The organism is Sulfitobacter delicatus, assembly GCF_900102535.1.
Classification (GTDB): domain Bacteria; phylum Pseudomonadota; class Alphaproteobacteria; order Rhodobacterales; family Rhodobacteraceae; genus Sulfitobacter; species Sulfitobacter delicatus.
On the sequence record NZ_FNBP01000008.1, the window covers coordinates 58,285 to 76,009 of the forward strand.

General features: G+C 62.7%; 16 protein-coding genes. 4 read left to right on the plus strand and 12 right to left on the minus strand.

The window, feature by feature from the left end; genetic code table 11:
• Positions 1–2,550 carry a DUF4175 domain-containing protein gene (locus BLS57_RS13680; RefSeq protein ID WP_093743281.1) on the plus strand — a complete coding sequence of 850 codons (2,550 nt, stop codon included), beginning with the start codon at positions 1–3 and terminating at the stop codon, positions 2,548–2,550.
• Between the two features lie 6 nt (positions 2,551–2,556).
• Here BLS57_RS13680 and BLS57_RS13685 read toward each other — a convergent pair whose 3' ends face one another.
• Positions 2,557–3,519 carry a zinc-ribbon domain-containing protein gene (locus tag BLS57_RS13685; RefSeq protein ID WP_093743282.1) on the minus strand — a complete coding sequence of 321 codons (963 nt, stop codon included), beginning with the start codon at positions 3,517–3,519 and terminating at the stop codon, positions 2,557–2,559.
• A 160-nt stretch (positions 3,520–3,679) separates the two neighbouring features.
• On the opposite strand from BLS57_RS13685, the gene BLS57_RS13690 reads away from it, so the two are divergent.
• Genes BLS57_RS13690 through BLS57_RS13700 form a run of 3 tightly spaced genes read left to right on the plus strand, consistent with a single transcriptional unit; the run spans position 3,680 to position 5,996 of the window.
• Complete coding sequence (locus BLS57_RS13690; RefSeq protein ID WP_093743283.1) at positions 3,680–4,357, plus strand: cell division ATP-binding protein FtsE; 678 nt, start codon at positions 3,680–3,682, stop codon at positions 4,355–4,357.
• Positions 4,354–5,262: a cell division protein FtsX gene (locus BLS57_RS13695; RefSeq protein ID WP_244153693.1), complete on the plus strand. Its 909-nt coding sequence runs from the start codon at positions 4,354–4,356 to the stop codon at positions 5,260–5,262. Before BLS57_RS13690 ends, BLS57_RS13695 begins: the two co-directional genes overlap by 4 nt.
• Positions 5,259–5,996, plus strand: a complete 738-nt coding sequence (locus BLS57_RS13700) for a lysophospholipid acyltransferase family protein (protein ID WP_093743284.1) — start codon at positions 5,259–5,261, stop codon at positions 5,994–5,996. The genes BLS57_RS13695 and BLS57_RS13700 overlap by 4 nt, the downstream gene beginning before the upstream one ends.
• Positions 5,997–6,378: 382 nt before the next feature.
• Here the strand turns inward: BLS57_RS13700 and lpdA are convergent, their stop codons facing one another.
• The 11 genes from lpdA to sucC all read right to left on the minus strand — a co-directional run bounded on the left by lpdA (position 6,379) and on the right by sucC (position 17,546).
• Positions 6,379–7,767 (minus strand): dihydrolipoyl dehydrogenase, encoded by a 1,389-nt coding sequence (lpdA, locus tag BLS57_RS13705; RefSeq protein ID WP_093743285.1) that lies wholly within the window; start codon positions 7,765–7,767, stop codon positions 6,379–6,381.
• Between the two features lie 99 nt (positions 7,768–7,866).
• Entirely contained in the window at positions 7,867–8,262 is a 396-nt protein-coding gene (locus BLS57_RS13710; protein WP_093743286.1) for an MAPEG family protein, read from the minus strand.
• Positions 8,259–8,522 carry a hypothetical protein gene (locus tag BLS57_RS13715; RefSeq protein WP_093743287.1) on the minus strand — a complete coding sequence of 88 codons (264 nt, stop codon included), beginning with the start codon at positions 8,520–8,522 and terminating at the stop codon, positions 8,259–8,261. The genes BLS57_RS13710 and BLS57_RS13715 overlap by 4 nt, the downstream gene beginning before the upstream one ends.
• Positions 8,523–8,534: 12 nt before the next feature.
• Positions 8,535–8,918, minus strand: a complete 384-nt coding sequence (locus BLS57_RS13720; RefSeq protein ID WP_093743288.1) for an MAPEG family protein — start codon at positions 8,916–8,918, stop codon at positions 8,535–8,537.
• Positions 8,919–8,934: 16 nt separating this feature from the next.
• Complete coding sequence (locus BLS57_RS13725; RefSeq protein ID WP_139186645.1) at positions 8,935–9,642, minus strand: hypothetical protein; 708 nt, start codon at positions 9,640–9,642, stop codon at positions 8,935–8,937.
• A gap of 65 nt (positions 9,643–9,707) precedes the next feature.
• Entirely contained in the window at positions 9,708–11,294 is a 1,587-nt protein-coding gene (odhB, locus tag BLS57_RS13730) for a 2-oxoglutarate dehydrogenase complex dihydrolipoyllysine-residue succinyltransferase (RefSeq protein WP_093743290.1), read from the minus strand.
• Between the two features lie 3 nt (positions 11,295–11,297).
• Complete coding sequence (locus BLS57_RS13735; RefSeq protein ID WP_093743291.1) at positions 11,298–14,258, minus strand: 2-oxoglutarate dehydrogenase E1 component; 2,961 nt, start codon at positions 14,256–14,258, stop codon at positions 11,298–11,300.
• A gap of 60 nt (positions 14,259–14,318) precedes the next feature.
• Positions 14,319–14,807 carry a DUF805 domain-containing protein gene (locus BLS57_RS13740; protein WP_093743292.1) on the minus strand — a complete coding sequence of 163 codons (489 nt, stop codon included), beginning with the start codon at positions 14,805–14,807 and terminating at the stop codon, positions 14,319–14,321.
• Positions 14,808–14,920: 113 nt separating this feature from the next.
• Positions 14,921–15,808 (minus strand): succinate--CoA ligase subunit alpha, encoded by an 888-nt coding sequence (gene sucD, locus BLS57_RS13745; protein WP_093743293.1) that lies wholly within the window; start codon positions 15,806–15,808, stop codon positions 14,921–14,923.
• Positions 15,809–15,941: 133 nt separating this feature from the next.
• Positions 15,942–16,235: a hypothetical protein gene (locus tag BLS57_RS13750; RefSeq protein WP_093743294.1), complete on the minus strand. Its 294-nt coding sequence runs from the start codon at positions 16,233–16,235 to the stop codon at positions 15,942–15,944.
• Between the two features lie 117 nt (positions 16,236–16,352).
• On the minus strand, positions 16,353–17,546 hold the full coding sequence (gene sucC, locus BLS57_RS13755) for an ADP-forming succinate--CoA ligase subunit beta (protein WP_093743295.1): 1,194 nt from the start codon (positions 17,544–17,546) through the stop codon (positions 16,353–16,355).
• Between the last annotated feature and the right edge of the window lie 179 nt (positions 17,547–17,725).

Genomic DNA, 17,725 nt, shown 5'->3' on the forward strand with positions numbered 1-17,725 from the left:
ATGAAGGCATCCACTGACAGGACAGACGGGCTGCGCGCATTGCGCTGGCCGCTGCGGCTGACCTGGGCGGGGATGCTGGCCGAAGCGCTGGTGCAGGCGCTGTGGCCGATGCTCACCTTATGTCTGGCGGTGTTGGCGCTGCTGATGATGGGGGTGCAGGACAGTCTGGGCGGTAATTTGCTTTGGGCTGTGCTGGGGCTCATCGGTCTTGGGTTTCTTGGCACGTTGATCTTTGCGCTGCGGCGCTTTCGGGTGCCGTCGCGCATGGCGGCGCTGGCGCGGCTGGATGCCAGCCTGCCGGGGCGGCCCATTCGCGCGCTGTTGGACGATCAGGCGATTGGCGCGGGCGATGTGGCCTCGATGGCGGTTTGGCAAGCGCATCAGCGGCGTATGGCCGAGCGCGCGGCGCGGGCGCAGGCGGTGAAGGGGGATTTGCGGGTCTCAAAAGCCGATCCCTATGCGCTGCGTTATGTGGCGCTCTTGGCGTTTTTGGTGGCGCTGGTTTTCGGCTCGGTCTGGCGGTTGGGCGAGGTCACGCAATTGGCCCCCGGCGGGGCGGGCGGGGCGCTGGCTTCTGGTCCGGTTTGGGAAGGCTGGGCCGAGCCGCCGCGCCATACGGGCAAGCCGACGCTCTATTTGAATGACCTTGCGGCGGGCGCGCTGTCGCTGCCTGCAGGGACGTTGATCACCTTGCGGCTTTATGGCGAGTTGGGCGCGTTGACGGTTGAGGAAAGCGTGTCGGGTCGCGAGGTGGCGGCGGCGTCGGAGCCTGCGCAGGATTTTACGCTGCGGCAAAGCGGACGCATCGCGATTGACGGGCCGGGGGCGCGGGAGTGGCAGATCACCATGCTGCCCGATGCTGCGCCACAGGTGGAGCGCATGGGGCCGCCCGAGGTTACCGCGCTTGGTGAGATGAGCCTGCCGTTTCTGGCGCGGGATGACTACGGGGTGGAGGCCGGGGAGGCGCGGATCAGCCTCGATCTGGCGTCGGTGGATCGGCGCTATGGGTTGACCATCGATCCGGATACGCGGCCCGAGATCGTCGTGCCGCTGCCGATGCCAATTGCGGGCGGGCGGCAAGAGTTTGAAGAGGCCTTGATCGAGAACTTCTCAAAGCATCCTTGGGCCAATCTGCCAGTCTCGCTGCAACTGAGCGTGCTGGATGCGGCGGAACAGCAGGGCGCGACGGAGGTGAGCCAGTTGACCCTGCCGGGGCGGCGCTTCTTTGATCCGGCGGCAGCGGCGGTGATTGAGATGCGGCGCGATCTGCTCTGGTCGCGAGCCAATGCGCCGCGGATTGCGCAGGTCTTGCGGGCGGTGACCTACGCGCCGGGGGAGCATCTGCGGTCCGAGGTCATGCAGTTGCGCTTGCGCCAGTTGATCCGGCGGCTGGAAATCCGCGCGCGCTATGGGCTGAACGAAGATGTGCAGGCCGAGATGGCCGAGGACATGTGGGGGTTGGCGATTGAGCTTGAAGAGGGCGTCTTGGCCGATGCGCTGGAGCGGATGCGGCGGGCGCAGGACCGGTTGAACGAGGCGATGAAGAACGGGGCCTCTTCGGCGGAGATTGCCGAGTTGATGGAAAAGCTGCGCCGCGCGACTGAGGAATACCTCAAGCAGTTGCAGCGCCAACAGGCGCAGGAGGGCGAAGGCGAGGGTCAGCAGCCCCAAGGCGAGTCCATGCAGATGACCCAAGATGATTTGCAGCGGATGATGGACCGGATTCAGGAGTTGATGGAACAGGGCCGCATGGCCGAGGCCGAACAAGCGCTGCGCGAACTTCAGGAAATGATGGAGAACATGCGCGTCACCCAAGGCCAGCCGGGAGAGGGCGAAGGCTCGCCCGGAGAACAGGCGATGGAGGGGCTGTCGGACACGCTGCGCGAGCAGCAGGGGCTGAGCGATCAGGCGTTCCGCGACTTGCAGGAGCAGTTCAACCCCGGCACAGGCGCGGGGGAGAATGAGGGCAATGAGGGCCGCAATGGCGGTCAGGGCCGGGTCCAAAGCCATGAAGGCCAGCAGAGTGAAGGTGGCGAGGCTGGTGAAGAGCCGAGCGAAGAGGGGCTCGCGGGCCGCCAGCAGGCGCTGCGCGATGAGTTGCGGCGTCAGCAAGGGCGGCTGCCGGGCGAGGGCACGCCCGAAGGCGACGCCGCACGCGATGCCTTGGGCCGGGCCGGGACTGCGATGGACCGCGCCGGAGAGGCCCTGCGCCGCGATGATCTGGCCGAGGCGATCGACAATCAGGCGCAGGCCATGGAAGCGTTGCGCGAGGGGATGCGGTCCTTGGGCGAGGCGATGGAACAAGAACAACGCGAAGGCCAGCCGGGCCAAGGCACCGCCGAGGGCGACCGCCGCGCTGAGGCGCGAGATCCGCTGGGACGCGAGCAGGGGGGCAACGGAGCCAACAGCAACGACGCGCCACTGGCCCAAGGGCCGGACGATCAGGGCCGCGCGCGACGGCTGCTGGATGAAATCCGCCGCCGCTCGGGCGAGGCAGAGCGGCCCGAGTTGGAGCGCGACTACCTCAACAGGCTGTTGGATCGGTTTTGAGCGGGGTTAGCTCTGCGACTGGGTCGCCACGGTGTCGAGCCAGACCAATAGGTCTTGCAACTGGCCGTCGAGCCAAATCCGCGCGTCATCCATCCACGCCACATAGGACGACAGGTAGGGATCGGCTTGCGGCAGTGACTGCGCGATCTGCGGCGCATAGGCATAGACCAGCGCCAAAATCGCGGCCAGCGCCATCATCAGAACAAAGCCGCGCATGAAGCCGCCGGAGCGACGCTCTTTCTGCGGCTTGTCCAGCGCTGCGGTGGGCGTGGGCCCGGCGTCCTGGCTGCGATCATGGCGCAGGGTGGAATTGATCTCGTCAATATCCGGCAGAAGATCACGGCGCGGGGCGGCAGTGGCGGCCTCAGTCGGATGCGGCGGCTCGGGTTCGCCGCGCATGCGGGCCATGCGGACACGGGCCTCATGGGCGCGATGTTCGGCATCGTCATTGCGCGGCGGGGTGTCCGGCTCTTCTTGCGGGTCGTTGTCGACCTCTGCATCGTCGTCTCGCAGGTCTTCGTCCGGCCAACCTTCGTCGAGGCCAAGCTCGGGCTGGCTCTCCAGCGGTTCGGATTGACGGCGGCGGCGGGCTTCTTGCTCTGCCGCGGCTTCTTGGCGCAGGATTTCCGCCACCGCGGGGTCCAACTGCCGCCGCGTGGGCGGAGGGGAGGCGGGGGCCGCTGCGGCTTCGGCCCGTAGGTTCGGAAAGGGGTTCTCGTCCGCATCGACGTCGGTGTAGTCGTCGTCTGCGGCTTCAGCGCTCGGAGCCCCGGCTACCGCCTCTGGTTCGTCGTCCTTTGGCGCGTCGTCGTGCGGAAACTCAGCTTCATCCTCTTCCGGCGCATTGTCCGGATGGTGCTGGAACCAAGTCTGTCCGCAGTTCGAACATTGCACATCCCGCCCAGCCGCCGGCATCACCTCGTCGGGGACTTCGTATTGCGCGTCGCAGTTCGGGCAGATCAGCCGCATGGGTATTCCTGAGGTTATTCGGGCGCTTGGATCGTTAACAAGCAGCATATGTCCTAGAATTACGTAGGAAAAGTGATATCTGAGCGGGGTGCCGGGTTCTGGTGGATTGAATCCTTTCCGGTGCTGAGGCACAACAGGTCGAAGTTTGTAAGGTGGTTGCGTGATAGAGCTCGAAAATGTGGCCTATAGCTATGGCGGGGGCGAATTGCTGTCCGACATCACGCTGAAACTTGCCCCCGGATCATTTCACTTTCTCACTGGCCCCTCGGGCGCGGGTAAGACCACGCTGATGAAGCTCTGCTATGGCGCGCTGCTGCCCACGGCGGGGCATTTGCGGCTTTTTGGGTCGGATGTGCGCGGCATGGACCGCGACGACATTGCTATGGTGCGGCGGCGCGTGGGTGTGGTGCATCAGGACGTGAAATTCCTCGACCATCTGCCGCTGACCGAGAATGTCGCCCTGCCGCTCAGTGTCGCGGGCCGCCATGCCGAGGCGGGCGGGACCGATCTGGAAGAGCTGATGTCCTGGGTCGGGCTGACCCACCGCGCCGAGGCGCTGCCGCCGGAACTGTCGGGCGGGGAGCGGCAGCGGGCTGCCTTGGCGCGGGCCGTGATCATGTCGCCCGATGTGATCTTGGCGGATGAGCCGACGGGCAATATCGATTGGGACATGTCCCAGCGGTTGCTGCATCTGCTGGTGGAGTTGAACCGCATGGGCAAGACCGTCTTGATCGCAACCCATGATCTAGGCCTGATCCGCGCCACCAAGGCGCATGTGCAGGCGCGGGTGTTGCGCATCGCCAACCGGCGCATTCAATTGGCGGGGGCGGACTTGTGAAGCGGTTCGATTTGGGCGCTCTGCGCGCGGTTTTCAAAGGCGACAGACATTCGGACCGTGTGGTGCCGCCCTCTGGATTTACCGCGCAGCTGACCATCTTTGCCGCGGGCGCCATGGCCTTTCTGGCGGTCTTTGCACTGGCGCTGTCGTTGGCCTCGGGCCGGTTGGCCAAGGTCTGGGGGCAGGAGTTGGCGCAGTCCGCCACGGTGCGCATCGTCGCGCCCTTGGACCAGCGCGCTGCGCAGACCGAAGCGGCGTTGAAGGTCTTGGAGACGACCAAGGGCGTCGCCTCGGCCCGGGCGCTGACGGACGCTGAGCAAGAGGCGCTTTTGGCGCCGTGGTTCGGCCCGGACCTGGCGATTGACAGCTTGCCTGTGCCGCGCCTGATCGAGGTGGTCGAAGAGGGCGAGGGGCTGGACCCGGTGGGGCTGCGGCTGCGCTTGTCGGCAGAGGTGCCGGGCGCCGTGCTGGACGACCACAGCCGCTGGCGCGCGCCGCTAGTCGCCGCTGCGAGCCGGTTGCGGTTGCTCGGCTGGCTTTCGACACTGCTGATCGCCACCGCCGTTGGCGCGATGGTGACACTGGCGGCGCAAGCGGCCCTTGCGGCCAACGCGCAGGTGATCGCGGTGCTGCGGCTGGTCGGCGCGACGGATGACTATATCGGGCGCGCGTTCATTCGCCGCTTTACCCTGCGGGCCTTGCTGGGCTCTGCTGTCGGGACGGCTCTGGGCATGATCGCGGTCGTATTGTTGCCCGACGCGGGGGAAGCTGGTGGCTTTCTGACCGGGTTGGGCTTTGCGGGTGTGGACTGGCTGGTGCCGCTGCTGGTGCCACTGCTCATTGGTCTTGTGGCCTTTGCCGCCACCGGCGCTGCTGCGCGGCGCACTCTGAGGGAATTGACATGAAGCTGCTGCAATGGATCCGGTCGATTATCTATATCGTGCAGGTGACTGTCGCCATGCCGCTGATCGGGCTGGCCTTTGCGCCTTGGGCGATGTTCTCCAAACAGGGGGCGTATCGCGCCTGCAAGACCTATGCCGCCTGGGCGATGTGGTCTGCCCGCTGGGTGATCGGTCTGCGCTGCGAAGTGCGCGGGGAGGTGCCGCAGGGCGAGGTTCTGGTGGCGGCGAAGCACCAGTCGTTTCTGGATATTCTGATGATCTTCCATGCGCTACCGCGTGCGAAATTCATCATGAAGCGCGAGGTGCTGTGGACCCCGGTGATCGGGCAATACGCCAAGCGGATGGGCATGATTGCCGTAGATCGCGGCAAACGCGGGCAGGCGATCACTAAGATGATGGCGGATGTCCAATCTGGCCAGAGGGAGCCGGGGCAGCTTGTGATCTATTCGCAAGGCACCCGCGTCGCTCCGGGGCTGAGCGCGCCTTATAAAGTCGGCACGGCGGTGCTCTATGACCAGTTGGGGCAGGTCTGTGTGCCGGTGGCGACCAACGCAGGCCACTTCTGGCCGCGCCGAGGGCTGTACCGCAGGCCGGGGCTGGCCGTGGTGGAGTTTCTGGAGCCGATTGAGCCGGGGCTGGATAAAAAGGCTTTTATGGCGCGGTTGGAGGAAGAGGTGGAAAGCCGTTCCAACGAGCTGCTGCACGAGGCCGGCTGGCGGCCCTCCTTGGAGCGATAACCTCGCATTCTGTTCCGCCCGGCCGCACGCCGGGCAGCGCCGACCCGCCCCCCTGGGGCGGCGCTTTCAGCACCACCCCGCGGGCCGGCGCTGCCCTTTGCGCTTTATCGTGAACGCCGAATAGACCGCTGAAGCTGAAGCTCCGCGATTGCAGTTAGACGTATCTGGGAAGCCGTTAATGTGGCGGCGCCGCCGTGGTGAGGTGGAAAAGACAGGCGTCACCCTGCATGTCTCTACGTATCGACATGACCCCGAAGGGCCTCATCTTCCGTATCTGTCGCGACGGGAAGGGTTTTAGGGCAGGGGTATGAACACCCGCTGACCCCTGCGCGCGCAACAGGCGCAACGCAAAGGGGCGGACCCTTGGCCCGCCCCGCATGGCTTACATATGGATCGCACCGTCACCGCAGGCCAGCGCGGCCTCGCGCACCGCTTCGGAATAGGTCGGGTGCGCGTGGCAGGTCATGGCGAGATCCTGCGCCGAGGCGCCGAATTCCATCGCTACACAGACCTCATGGATCAGATCGCCCGCGCCGGGGCCGATGATGTGGCAGCCCAAGATGCGGTCGGTTTCCTTGTCAGCGATTAGCTTGACGAAACCGTCGCCAGCAAAGACCGCCTTGGCCCGCGCGTTGCCCATGAAGGAGAACTTGCCGACCTTGTATTCGCGGCCCGCTTCCTTGAGCGTCGCCTCGGTCTCGCCCACGCTGGCGACCTCGGGGTGGGTATAGATCACGCCAGGAATGACGCCGTAGTTCACATGGCCATGCTTGCCCGCGATCACCTCGGCGGCGGCCATGCCTTCGTCTTCGGCCTTGTGCGCCAGCATCGGGCCTTCGATCACGTCGCCGATGGCATAGACACCTTTGACGGAGGTCTCCCAATGCTCGTTCACGGCGATCTGGCCGCGCTCGGTCAGTTTCACGCCGAGATCATCAAGCCCCAGACCCTTCACCACCGGGCGGCGGCCGGTGGAGACCAGCACCACATCCGCGTCAAGCTCATGCTCGCTGTCGTCCTTACGCAGCTTGTAGGAGACGTTGGCTTTCTGGTTTTTCACCTCGGTCTTTTGCACCGCGGCGCCCATGATGAAGTTGAAACCCTGTTTTTTCAGCATCCGCTGGAAGGTCTTTTGCACCTCTGGGTCCATGCCCGGCGTGATCGCGTCGAGGTATTCGACCACGGTGATTTCGGTGCCAAGACGCGCATAGACGCTGCCCAGTTCCAGCCCGATCACGCCCGCGCCGATCACGACCATCTTCTTCGGGATCTTGTTCAACTCCAGCGCGCCGGTGGAGGTCACGACAACCTTTTCGTCGACCTCAACACCCGGCAGGCCCGCAGGTTCGGAGCCCGACGCGATGATGATGTTCTTGGCCTCATGGACCTCATCGCCGACCTTGACCTTGCCCGCCTCGGGCACCGAGCCCCAGCCCTTGAGCCAATCGATCTTGTTCTTTTTGAACAGAAATTCGATGCCCTTGGTGTTGGTCTCGATGGTCTTGTCCTTGTAGGTCAGCATCTGTTTCCAGTCGACCGAGGGGCTTTTGCCCTTCAGACCCATCTCGCCAAAGTTATGCTCGGCCTCATGCAGCATATGGGTGGCGTGCAGCAGCGCCTTGGAGGGGATGCAGCCGACGTTGAGGCAGGTGCCGCCCAGCGTCTCGCGGCCCTCCACACAGGCGGTTTTCAGGCCCAGTTGTGCGCAACGGATGGCGGCGACATAGCCGCCGGGGCCAGAGCCGATCACGATGACATCATAGCTCGACATGGGGGGTCTCCTTAGCAGTCTGGTGTTGCAGGCAAGGTAGGGGGCGCGGGTTTGAGGTGCAAGCGCCGCTGCCTGCGGGTGTGGGTGAAAGAGGTCGGGTTAAACGAGGGCCGCCAGCAGCATCAGCATGGTCGCGACAAAGCCGATGATCCAGATGATCGAGCGATGCGGGCGCAGGCCCATGGCATAGGCGGGGACATAGAGGATGCGGGCGATCAGATAGACCCAAGCGCAGGCGGCGGTGAGGGCGGTGTTCTGGCCCGACATCTGGATCACGCCAACGGCGATGCCAAAGAGGATCAGCCCCTCGAAATGATTGTCCATCGCCCGGCCCAGACGGGCGGTGCGGTCCGACAGCGCACGGCTGGGCTCACGGTCCCGCGCCGACATGGTATAGCCGGGGCCAATCTCGCGGTTGGCGGGGACGGCGTAGAGCACGAATTGAAGCCCCTGCAACAGTGCTGCAAGGGTCAGGACGGTCAACTCGATGCTCATGCGTTTTTCACGAAATAGGCGGTGGAGCTGGTCACGGTGCCCTTGTCGTCACTGCTGAGCGCATTGGACCGGGTCAGCCAGTCGTCGGCCCTTTTGCGGTCATTCACGTCGAGCAGGACGGACGCCTTGGTGCTGCTGTCGGCGTGCTGCCAGATTTGCAGCACCGAGAGGCCTGCATCGCGGCGCGCTTCGGCGTCGTCGTCAAAGGCCTGTTTCCAGATTGCAAAATCGGTGACGTCGAAGTGGCAGATCATCTGCATGTGGAGGCCCTTTCAGAGCGCGTGGAAATAGAGAACGGCGGTGGCGGCATAGCCCGCGAGCCAGGCCAGCGTGCGGATCGTCGGCACGCCGAGCGCATAGACGATGACGTAGATGATCCGCGCCAGTAGGAAGACTTGGGCGGCCAAGAGCGTGGCGCTGTTGTTGCGGCCCATGATCTCGATCAGCAGCACGGCAGGGGCGAAAAGCGCCAGTGCCACCACGGAGTTATCCAGCGCGCGACTCAGACGGGCGGTCATGCCGGTGGTGGTGCGCGTCTCGTCGCGGGAGGACATCAGGTAGCCCATCGAGAGTTGCCGGGTGGCACCCAGCACCTGCAGGAGGATCGTCAGCATGACCAAGAGGCCATAGGCGGCGAGGAGGGTTGTTTCGGTCATGGTCTGTGTCCTACTACTATTGAGCACTGCTTATTTGAGGAGGAGGCAGCCGAAGCACAGGCTTATCGACATTAAGCTGTTTTCGTTGCTCCTCAGAGGCAGATTCGTAGCCAATAAGCGCAGTTATCTTTCCGACTGTATTTAGCGCCTCGGGAGCTGCTGCAAGTACTCCAGTTGTTCCAACGATCGCCGCTCCAATAAACGTCAAAGTCTTCAAAATGTTGGCCAGGTTGGCGCTATCATTTAAGATAAGACTATCGAACTCATTGAGGTTACGGAACAGCAATTCCTTTTGCCGGCTGGGAAGAATTAGGCGCCCAACTTCAACCCGTAGCTCGGCCGAAAGGGCAAGTGCGTTCTGCCTTCCTTCTTCCGAAAGCCCTTTATCGGTAAGTAGGCGCACATGTTTATCGCGAATGTTATCGGCGAGTTCTTTTGCTCTCAGTTTGCCCGCATACCTTACCAAATCGTGCAACTGCGCATCATAGCCAGCGTATTCTTCGGGTTTTTCGACTGATATTCCGAAACTGTCTGCAAGCTGAAGTAAAAAATCTATGAGCTCAGTTCTAAGCTTATTGTCACTCTCGATAGATGTTTGGTTCGTAATTCTTTTCTCAAGCTCTTGAGAGCCAATTGACACGGCATGTCGCCAAATTTCCTGTGGATTTCCAGACATGCCTGATAGCTTTTCGGAGACTAGTTCTATTAAGGCCGTCATATACATGCTCCGGGTCGCCAAATTTATTTCGATAAATAGAATAGGGCGGGGGTCGCCCCCCGCCCAGTCTATCACAGATCCATCAACAGACGGCGCGGATCTTCGAGCATCTCTTTGACGCGGACGAGGAAGGTGACAGCGCCCTTGCCGTCAATGATCCGGTGGTCGTAGCTGAGCGAGATATACATCATCGGACGGATCACGACCTCGCCGTTGATCGCCATCGGGCGGTCCTGAATTTTCGCCATGCCGAGGATGCCGGACTGTGGCGGGTTCAGGATCGGCGCGGTCATCAGCGAGCCGTAGACGCCGCCGTTGGAGATGGTAAAGGTGCCGCCGGTCATGTCGGCCATTGTCAGCTTGCCGTCACGGGCCTTTTTGCCCATGGCGTTCACGGCCTTTTCGATCTCGGCGAAGGACATCGCGTCGGCGTCTTTGATCACCGGCACCACAAGGCCCGTGGGCGTGCCTGCGGCGACGCCCATGTGGACGTAGTTCTTGTAGATGATGTCGGTGCCGTCGATCTCGGCGTTGACCTCTGGGATTTCCTTGAGCGCGTGGCAGCAGGCTTTGGTGAAGAAGGACATGAAGCCCATCCGGACGCCGTGTTTCTTCTCGAAGTCGGCTTTGTAGGTGTTCCGCAGCGCCATGACCTCGGTCATGTCGACCTCGTTAAAGGTGGTCAGGATCGCGGCAGTGTTCTGGGCTTCTTTCAAGCGGCGCGCCATGGTCTGCTTGAGGCGGGTCATCTTGACCCGCTCTTCGCGCGACGCGTCATCGGGGGCGGAGGCGGCGCGGGGGGCTGCGGGTTTGGCTTGGGCTTTGGGAGCCGAGGTGCCAGCGGCGATGGTCTTGGCCACGTCTTCTTTCATCACCCGACCGTCACGGCCCGAGCCTGTGACCTGATCGCGGCTGATGCCGGCTTCGGCCATGGCTTTCTTGGCCGACGGCGCGTCTTCGACGTCTTTGCCGGAAGTGTCGGCGGATTTGGTTTCAGGGGCAGCACCTGCCCCGGATTTGGCGTCTTCGCCTTTGGAAGCAGCGCCTGCGCCGGAGGTCAGCACGGCCAGCGTGGCGGAGGCTTCGACGGTGGTGCCTTCGTCGGCGAGGATTTCGGTCAACACGCCGGCGGCGGGCGAGGGGACTTCGACGCTGACTTTGTCGGTTTCCAATTCGCAGAGCATCTCGTCCTGCTCGACCTTGTCGCCGACCTTTTTGAACCATGTGCTGACGGTCGCTTCGGTCACCGACTCGCCCAGTGTTGGCACCTGTACGTCGATGCTGTCGCCTTCGCGGGCGGCGACATCGGCGGAACCGGCGTCGATCGCCTTGGGCGCATCGCCGTCGCGGTCGGACTGGGACACGGCCTCATCGTCCTTGGCGGCTTCCTTGGCTTTTGGCGCGGCGTCGGAGCCAGAGTCGCCTTCGCTGACATTGGCCAGCAGAGCGTCGACGCCCACGGTGTCGCCCTCTTGCGCCACGATCTCGCTCAGGGTGCCGGCGACGGGCGAGGGCACTTCGACGGTGACCTTGTCGGTTTCCAGCTCGCAGAGCATTTCATCCACCGCGACGGTATCGCCGGGCTTTTTGAACCATGTGGCAACGGTGGCTTCGGTGACGGATTCGCCCAGCGTTGGGACGCGTACTTCGCTTGTCATGGTTTACTTTCCTTTGATGGTCAGCGCCTCGTCAACGAGGGCGGCTTGTTGTGCTTTGTGCTGGCTGGCCAGACCCGTGGCGGGCGAGGCGGCGGTGGCGCGGCCGACATAGGTCGGGCGGCCGTGATCGGCGTTGATGCGGCCCAGAACCCATTCGATATTGGGCTCGATGAAGGTCCAGGCACCTTGGTTCTTGGGCTCTTCTTGGCACCAGATCATCTCGGCACCCTTGAAGCGTTCCAGCTCTTTCACCGCGGACTGGGCGGGGAAGGGGTAGAACTGCTCGAACCGCAGGATATAGACATCGTCGATGCCGCGGGCGTCACGCTCTTCGAGCAGGTCGTAATAGACCTTGCCCGAACACATCACCACGCGTTTGATCTTGTCGTCCGAGACCAGTTTGGTGTCCGAATTTCCCTTTTGGGCATCGTCCCAAAGCACGCGGTGGAAGCTTGAGCCGGTGGTGAATTCATCGGCTTTGCTGACCGCGAGCTTGTGGCGCAGCAGGGATTTGGGCGTCATCAACATCAGCGGTTTGCGGTAGCTGCGGTGCAACTGGCGGCGCAGGATGTGGAAGTAGTTGGCCGGCGTGGTGCAGTTCGCCACGATCCAGTTGTCGCCGCCACACATGGTGAGGAACCGCTCCAGACGCGCCGAGGAGTGCTCGGGGCCTTGCCCCTCATAGCCATGCGGCATCAGACAGACGAGGCCCGACATGCGCAGCCATTTGCTTTCACCGGAAGAGATGAACTGGTCAAACATGATCTGCGCGCCGTTGGCAAAGTCACCGAACTGGGCTTCCCAGAGGGTCAGCGCGTTCGGCTCAGCCAGCGAGTAGCCGTATTCAAAACCCAGCACCGCATATTCGCTGAGCATGGAGTCGATGACCTCATACTCCGCCTGACCTTCGCGGACGTGGTTCAGCGGGTAGTAACGGTCTTCGTTCTCTTGGTTAATGAAGGCCGAGTGACGTTGGCTGAATGTGCCGCGTGTGCTGTCTTGGCCCGACAGGCGGACCTTGTAGCCTTCGGTCAGCAGGGAGCCAAAGGCCAGCGCTTCCGCCGTGGCCCAGTCAAAGCCTTCACCGCTGTCGAACATCTGCTTCTTTGCGTCGAGCAAACGTCCAATGGTCTTGTGCAGTGGGAAATCGTCGGGCGCGGTGGTAAGCGCCTTGCCAACCTCGCCGAGAGTCTCGGGCGCGATGGCGGTTTTGCCGCGCTGGTAGGACTTTTTCTTTTTGTCCATGCCGGACCATTTGCCATCCAGCCAGTCGGCCTTGTTGGGGCGGTATTCTTTACCGGCCTCAAACTCTTCGCCTAGCTGTTTCTGGAAGGCGGCCTTCATGTCCTCGATCTCGCCCTCGGGGATCAGGCCGTCTTTGACCAGACGTTCGGTATAAAGGCTGAGCGTGGTCTTTTGCTTCTTGATGCTCTTGTACATCACCGGGTTGGTGAACATCGGCTCGTCGCCTTCGTTGTGACCAAAGCGGCGGTAGCAGAAGATGTCGATGACCACGTCTTTGTGGAATTTCTGGCGGAATTCGGTGGCCACGCGGGCGGCGTGAACCACGGCTTCGGGGTCGTCGCCATTGACGTGGAAGATCGGCGCCTCGACCACCAGTGCGTTGTCGGTGGGGTAGGGCGAGGAGCGCGAGAAATGCGGCGCGGTGGTGAAGCCGATCTGGTTGTTCACGACGATATGCATGGTGCCGCCGGTCTTGTGCCCTTTGAGGCCCGAGAGCGCGAAACATTCGGCTACGACGCCTTGGCCCGCAAAGGCCGCGTCGCCGTGCAGCAGGATCGGCATGACGGCGGTGCGGTCTTCGTCGTTGAGCTGGTCCTGCTTGGCGCGGACCTTGCCCAGCACGACGGGGTTTACCGCCTCGAGGTGCGAGGGGTTGGCGGTCAGCGACAGGTGGACGGAATTGCCGTCAAACTCACGGTCCGAGGACGCGCCGAGGTGGTATTTCACATCGCCCGAGCCGTCGACGTCTTCGGGCTTAAAACTGCCGCCTTGGAATTCGTTAAAGATCGCCCGGTAGGGTTTCTGCATGACGTTGGCGAGCACCGACAAGCGGCCCCGGTGGGGCATGCCGATGACGATGTCTTTGACGCCCAACTGGCCGCCGCGCTTGATGATCTGCTCCATCGCCGGGACAAGGCTTTCGCCGCCATCAAGGCCGAAACGCTTGGTGCCCATATATTTGACGTGGAGGAATTTCTCGAAACCTTCGGCCTCGACCAGCTTGCTCAGGATCGCCTTGCGGCCTTCCTTGGTAAAGGCGATCTCTTTGCCGTAGCCTTCGATGCGCTCTTTCAGCCAACCGGCCTGCTCGGGGTCGGAGATATGCATGTATTGCAGCGCGAAGGTGCCGCAATAGGTCGAGCGCACTATGTCGACGATCTGCTTCATGGTGGCCACTTCGAGGCCAAGCACGTTGTCGATAAAGATCGGGCGGTCCATGTCGGCGTCGGTGAAGCCGTAGGACTTGGGGTCAAGCTCCGGCTGCTCGCCCATGTCGCGCATGCCCAAGGGGTCGAGATGCGCGGCCAAGTGGCCCCGGATGCGGTAGGCGCGGATCAGCATCAGCGCACGGATGCTGTCCAGAACGGCAGCGCGGATCTGGTCGTCAGAGACCGGCACGCCTTTTTCCTCGGCTTTCTTTTTGATCTTGTCGCCTGCGGCCTTGGCCTCGGTGGGCTCCGGCCAGACGCCGGTCAGTGCGCCCATGACCTCGCTTTGCGGCGCGGGCGGCCAGTCGGGACGCGCCCAAGAGGGGCCAGCGGCCTCGGCCTGTGCGGTTTCGGCGTCATCGCCCATCGCCGCGAAGAAGTCCTGCCATGCCGCGTCGACCGCGTTGGGGTCGTTGGCGTAGCGGGCATACATGGCCTCGAGATATTCCGCGTTCTCGCCCTCCATAAAGGAGGAGGCGTGGAACTGGTCGTTGGCGGGTTGGTCGGTCATTGGGTCACCTTTGTTCGGCGGGGCAGACGGGACGGGGTCAGAATCAGAATCGGTCTATAGTCAGGCGGCAGGCGGGGGGCCATAGGCATTGGGTGCGGGGTCGGACGGGCGGGTCAGCCACCAGAGGAAGACCAGCGAAACGATGAGTTGGATGAGGCCCAGAATGGCAAAAAACGCCATGCCGCCCATATTGCCCATCATCGCGTCCATGTTCTCCATCTGGGCGGCGGGGTCGCTGCCCATCATCATGGCGTCAGGATCGGGCATGCTGGGCGCAAAGAGGCTCATCAGCAGGCTGAGACCGGCGGGAATGGCGATGTACCAGCCCGGACGCCCGGTGTCTTGCAGACGCCGCGCACCGACGGCCAGCATCGGCACGATCACGGCGAGGGTGAAGAGAAGGTTGAGCGGCCACCAGATCAGCGAGGTCACGAGACCGCCGATGATCACGGCCAGAAAGAACCACCAATATTCGGACCGCGAGGCGCGGCCCTGAAAGCGGGCGTATTTCTCGGTCAGGCAGGTCTTGATCGCAGTTTGAAAATCCATCGTGCCTTCCTTCGCTGTCGGCGCCGCCGGGTGGTTTCTTAATGCTGTACCGCGGAGGGTAGCCCTCCGCGGTGGTTTTCAAAGGGGCGGGCGCGGGGCCAGCTCTAAGGGGCTTAGCCCTTGTCGATCGCTTCTTTGACCGCTTCGCCCAGTGTCGCAGGGCTGTCGGCTACAACGATCCCGGCGGCTTTCATCGCTTCGATCTTGCTCTCCGCGTCGCCTTTGCCACCGGCGACAATTGCGCCTGCGTGGCCCATGCGGCGGCCGGGAGGGGCCGTGCGACCGGCGATGAAGCCAGCGGTGGGCTTCCAGCGGCCTTTTTTCTTTTCGTCGGCGAGGAACTGTGCCGCTTCCTCTTCGGCGGAGCCGCCGATTTCACCGATCATAATGATCGATTGGGTCTCGTCATCGGCGAGGAACATTTCCAAAACGTCAATGTGCTCAGTGCCTTTGATCGGGTCGCCACCGATGCCGACGGCGGAGGACTGGCCGAGGCCCATGTCGGTGGTCTGCTTGACCGCCTCATAGGTCAGCGTGCCCGAGCGCGACACAACGCCGACGGAACCGCGGCGGTGGATGTGGCCCGGCATAATGCCGATTTTGCAGGCGTCAGGCGTGATGACACCGGGGCAGTTCGGGCCGATGAGGCGCGACTTGGAGCCTTCGAGGGCACGGGCAACGCGGGCCATGTCGAGAACCGGGATGCCTTCGGTGATGCAGACGATCAGTTCCATCTCGGCGTCGATCGCTTCAAGGATCGAGTCAGCCGCGAAGGGGGGCGGCACGTAGATCACGGAGGCATTGGCCTCGGTCACGTGCTTGGCTTCGTGCACGGAGTTGAAGACCGGCAGGTCGAGGTGCGTTTGGCCCCCTTTGCCGGGCGTCACGCCGCCAACCATCTTGGTGCCATAGGCGATGGCCTGTTCGGTGTGGAACGTCCCCTGCGAGCCGGTGAGGCCCTGACAGATGACTTTGGTGTTTTCGTTAACAAGTACGGCCATGATTTTTTCCTTGGTCGGTAATGTTTGATCCCGAGACAGGCCCGGGGGTGTCGGGCATGCTAGGCCCGGTGAATAAGTGGCGGTGAGGCAGGGCGCGCCGCAGCGCGGAGGCGGGTGGGCGACAGGCAGACCATCAGTAAAGCTGCTCACTATCGTCGACCAGAAGGTCGAGCAGCCGGACAGTGATGAGCCCGGCCCCCATGACCATCAGGCTGCGCGCCACCGAACCGGTCAGGTTCGAGGGCAGCAGCCCGGCCAGCCCGTCCCGCGATTTGCGGGCAGCGCGGTGCAAGCCCCGGTCGCGGCGGCTGTGGTTTTCCGGTTCGGGCAGACGCAGGGCAGCGGGCTGCCACTGCCGGATCAACAGGCCCGCGCCCAAAAGCGCGATTCCTGCCAGCACCGGGGAGGATTTTGGAGAGTTGTCCATGTCGGCCTCACTGCGTCGTTTCGATCCGTAGCCCATTGCTACCGTTCACCTAGCGTCCCATGCTCGGGATGACAGACGCTCCCGGCTGAGGGTGACCCCAGCGGGAGCGTATGTTGCTCAGCCCTTGACCGCTTTCACGATCTTCTGCGCGCCGTCTTTCAGGTCATCAGCAGCAATCACGTCCAGACCGGAGTTGTTGATGATCGCTTTGCCTTCTTCGACGTTGGTGCCTTCGAGGCGCACAACCAGCGGCACTTTCAGACCGACTTCCTTCACCGCGGCGACAACGCCTTCGGCGATGACGTCACAGCGCATGATGCCGCCGAAGATGTTGACCAGGATACCTTTGACGTTGTCGTCCGAGGTGATGATCTTGAACGCTTCGGTAACCTTCTCTTTGGTCGCGCCGCCGCCCACGTCGAGGAAGTTGGCAGGCTCGGCACCGTAGAGTTTGATGATGTCCATGGTGGCCATCGCCAGACCCGCGCCATTGACCATGCAGCCGATCTCACCGTCCAGCGCGATGTAGTTCAGGTCGTATTTGGAGGCTTCGAGTTCCTTGGAGTCTTCCTCGGTCTCGTCACGCAGCTCGGCCACATCGGCCTGGCGGTACATAGCGTTGCCGTCGAAGCTGACTTTCGCGTCGAGTACCTTGAGGTCGTTGCCGGGCATGACGATCAGCGGGTTGATCTCCAGCATCTCCATGTCCTTCTCGATGAAGGCTTGATAGAGTTGACCCATCAGCTTGACGCACTGCTTGACTGCTGCGCCTTCGAGACCCAGCGAGAATGCGACTCGGCGGCCATGGTAGGGCTGGTAGCCTGTCGCCGGATCGACGGAGAAGCTGAGGATTTTCTCAGGTGTCGCGTCGGCGACTTCTTCGATGTCCATGCCGCCTTCGGTGGAGCAGACAAAGGAGATGCGGCTGGTCTGGCGGTCGACCAGCAGGGCGAGGTACAATTCGCGCTCAATGTCGGAGCCGTCTTCGATGTAGACGCGGTTGACCTGTTTGCCCGCGGGGCCGGTCTGGTGTGTGACCAGCGTCTTGCCCAGCATCTTTTTGGCTTCTTCAGCCGCTTCTTCCACGGATTTGGTCAGGCGCACGCCGCCTTTTTCGCCAGCTCCGGCCTCTTTGAAGCTGCCCTTGCCGCGGCCACCTGCGTGGATCTGTGCTTTGACAACCCAAAGAGGGCCGTCCAACTCGCCCGCCGCGTTCTTGGCATTTTCAGCCTTGAGCACGACGCGGCCGTCGGAGACAGGGGCGCCATAGCTGCGCAGGAGGGCTTTCGCCTGATATTCGTGGATGTTCATGAAAAACGGTCCCGTTTCTGTTCCAGTTGCCCCGTAGTATGGGGTTCACTCTCGTTCCTGTAAGGGTTTTTTCGGAGAAAGTCGGGTTTGGCCAGCTAAAAATAGCTTTTGTGATCACACGTCGAAAGCGTGTGATCACAAATTAACAGAACCCGTCCGAATCGGCTGAATTTTGCTTA

Bases quoted from the DNA above. Each gene is read 5' to 3' on its own strand.
- BLS57_RS13680 (WP_093743281.1), top strand. From the start codon at position 1: ATGAAGGCATCCACTGACAGGACAGACGGGCTGCGCGCATTGCGCTGG.
- BLS57_RS13685 (WP_093743282.1), bottom strand. From the start codon at position 3,519: ATGCGGCTGATCTGCCCGAACTGCGACGCGCAATACGAAGTCCCCGAC.
- BLS57_RS13700 (WP_093743284.1), top strand. From the start codon at position 5,259: ATGAAGCTGCTGCAATGGATCCGGTCGATTATCTATATCGTGCAGGTG.
- lpdA (WP_093743285.1), bottom strand. From the start codon at position 7,767: ATGTCGAGCTATGATGTCATCGTGATCGGCTCTGGCCCCGGCGGCTAT.
- BLS57_RS13710 (WP_093743286.1), bottom strand. From the start codon at position 8,262: ATGAGCATCGAGTTGACCGTCCTGACCCTTGCAGCACTGTTGCAGGGG.
- BLS57_RS13715 (WP_093743287.1), bottom strand. From the start codon at position 8,522: ATGCAGATGATCTGCCACTTCGACGTCACCGATTTTGCAATCTGGAAA.
- BLS57_RS13720 (WP_093743288.1), bottom strand. From the start codon at position 8,918: ATGACCGAAACAACCCTCCTCGCCGCCTATGGCCTCTTGGTCATGCTG.
- BLS57_RS13725 (WP_139186645.1), bottom strand. From the start codon at position 9,642: ATGTATATGACGGCCTTAATAGAACTAGTCTCCGAAAAGCTATCAGGC.
- odhB (WP_093743290.1), bottom strand. From the start codon at position 11,294: ATGACAAGCGAAGTACGCGTCCCAACGCTGGGCGAATCCGTCACCGAA.
- BLS57_RS13735 (WP_093743291.1), bottom strand. From the start codon at position 14,258: ATGACCGACCAACCCGCCAACGACCAGTTCCACGCCTCCTCCTTTATG.
- BLS57_RS13740 (WP_093743292.1), bottom strand. From the start codon at position 14,807: ATGGATTTTCAAACTGCGATCAAGACCTGCCTGACCGAGAAATACGCC.
- sucD (WP_093743293.1), bottom strand. From the start codon at position 15,808: ATGGCCGTACTTGTTAACGAAAACACCAAAGTCATCTGTCAGGGCCTC.
- BLS57_RS13750 (WP_093743294.1), bottom strand. From the start codon at position 16,235: ATGGACAACTCTCCAAAATCCTCCCCGGTGCTGGCAGGAATCGCGCTT.
- sucC (WP_093743295.1), bottom strand. From the start codon at position 17,546: ATGAACATCCACGAATATCAGGCGAAAGCCCTCCTGCGCAGCTATGGC.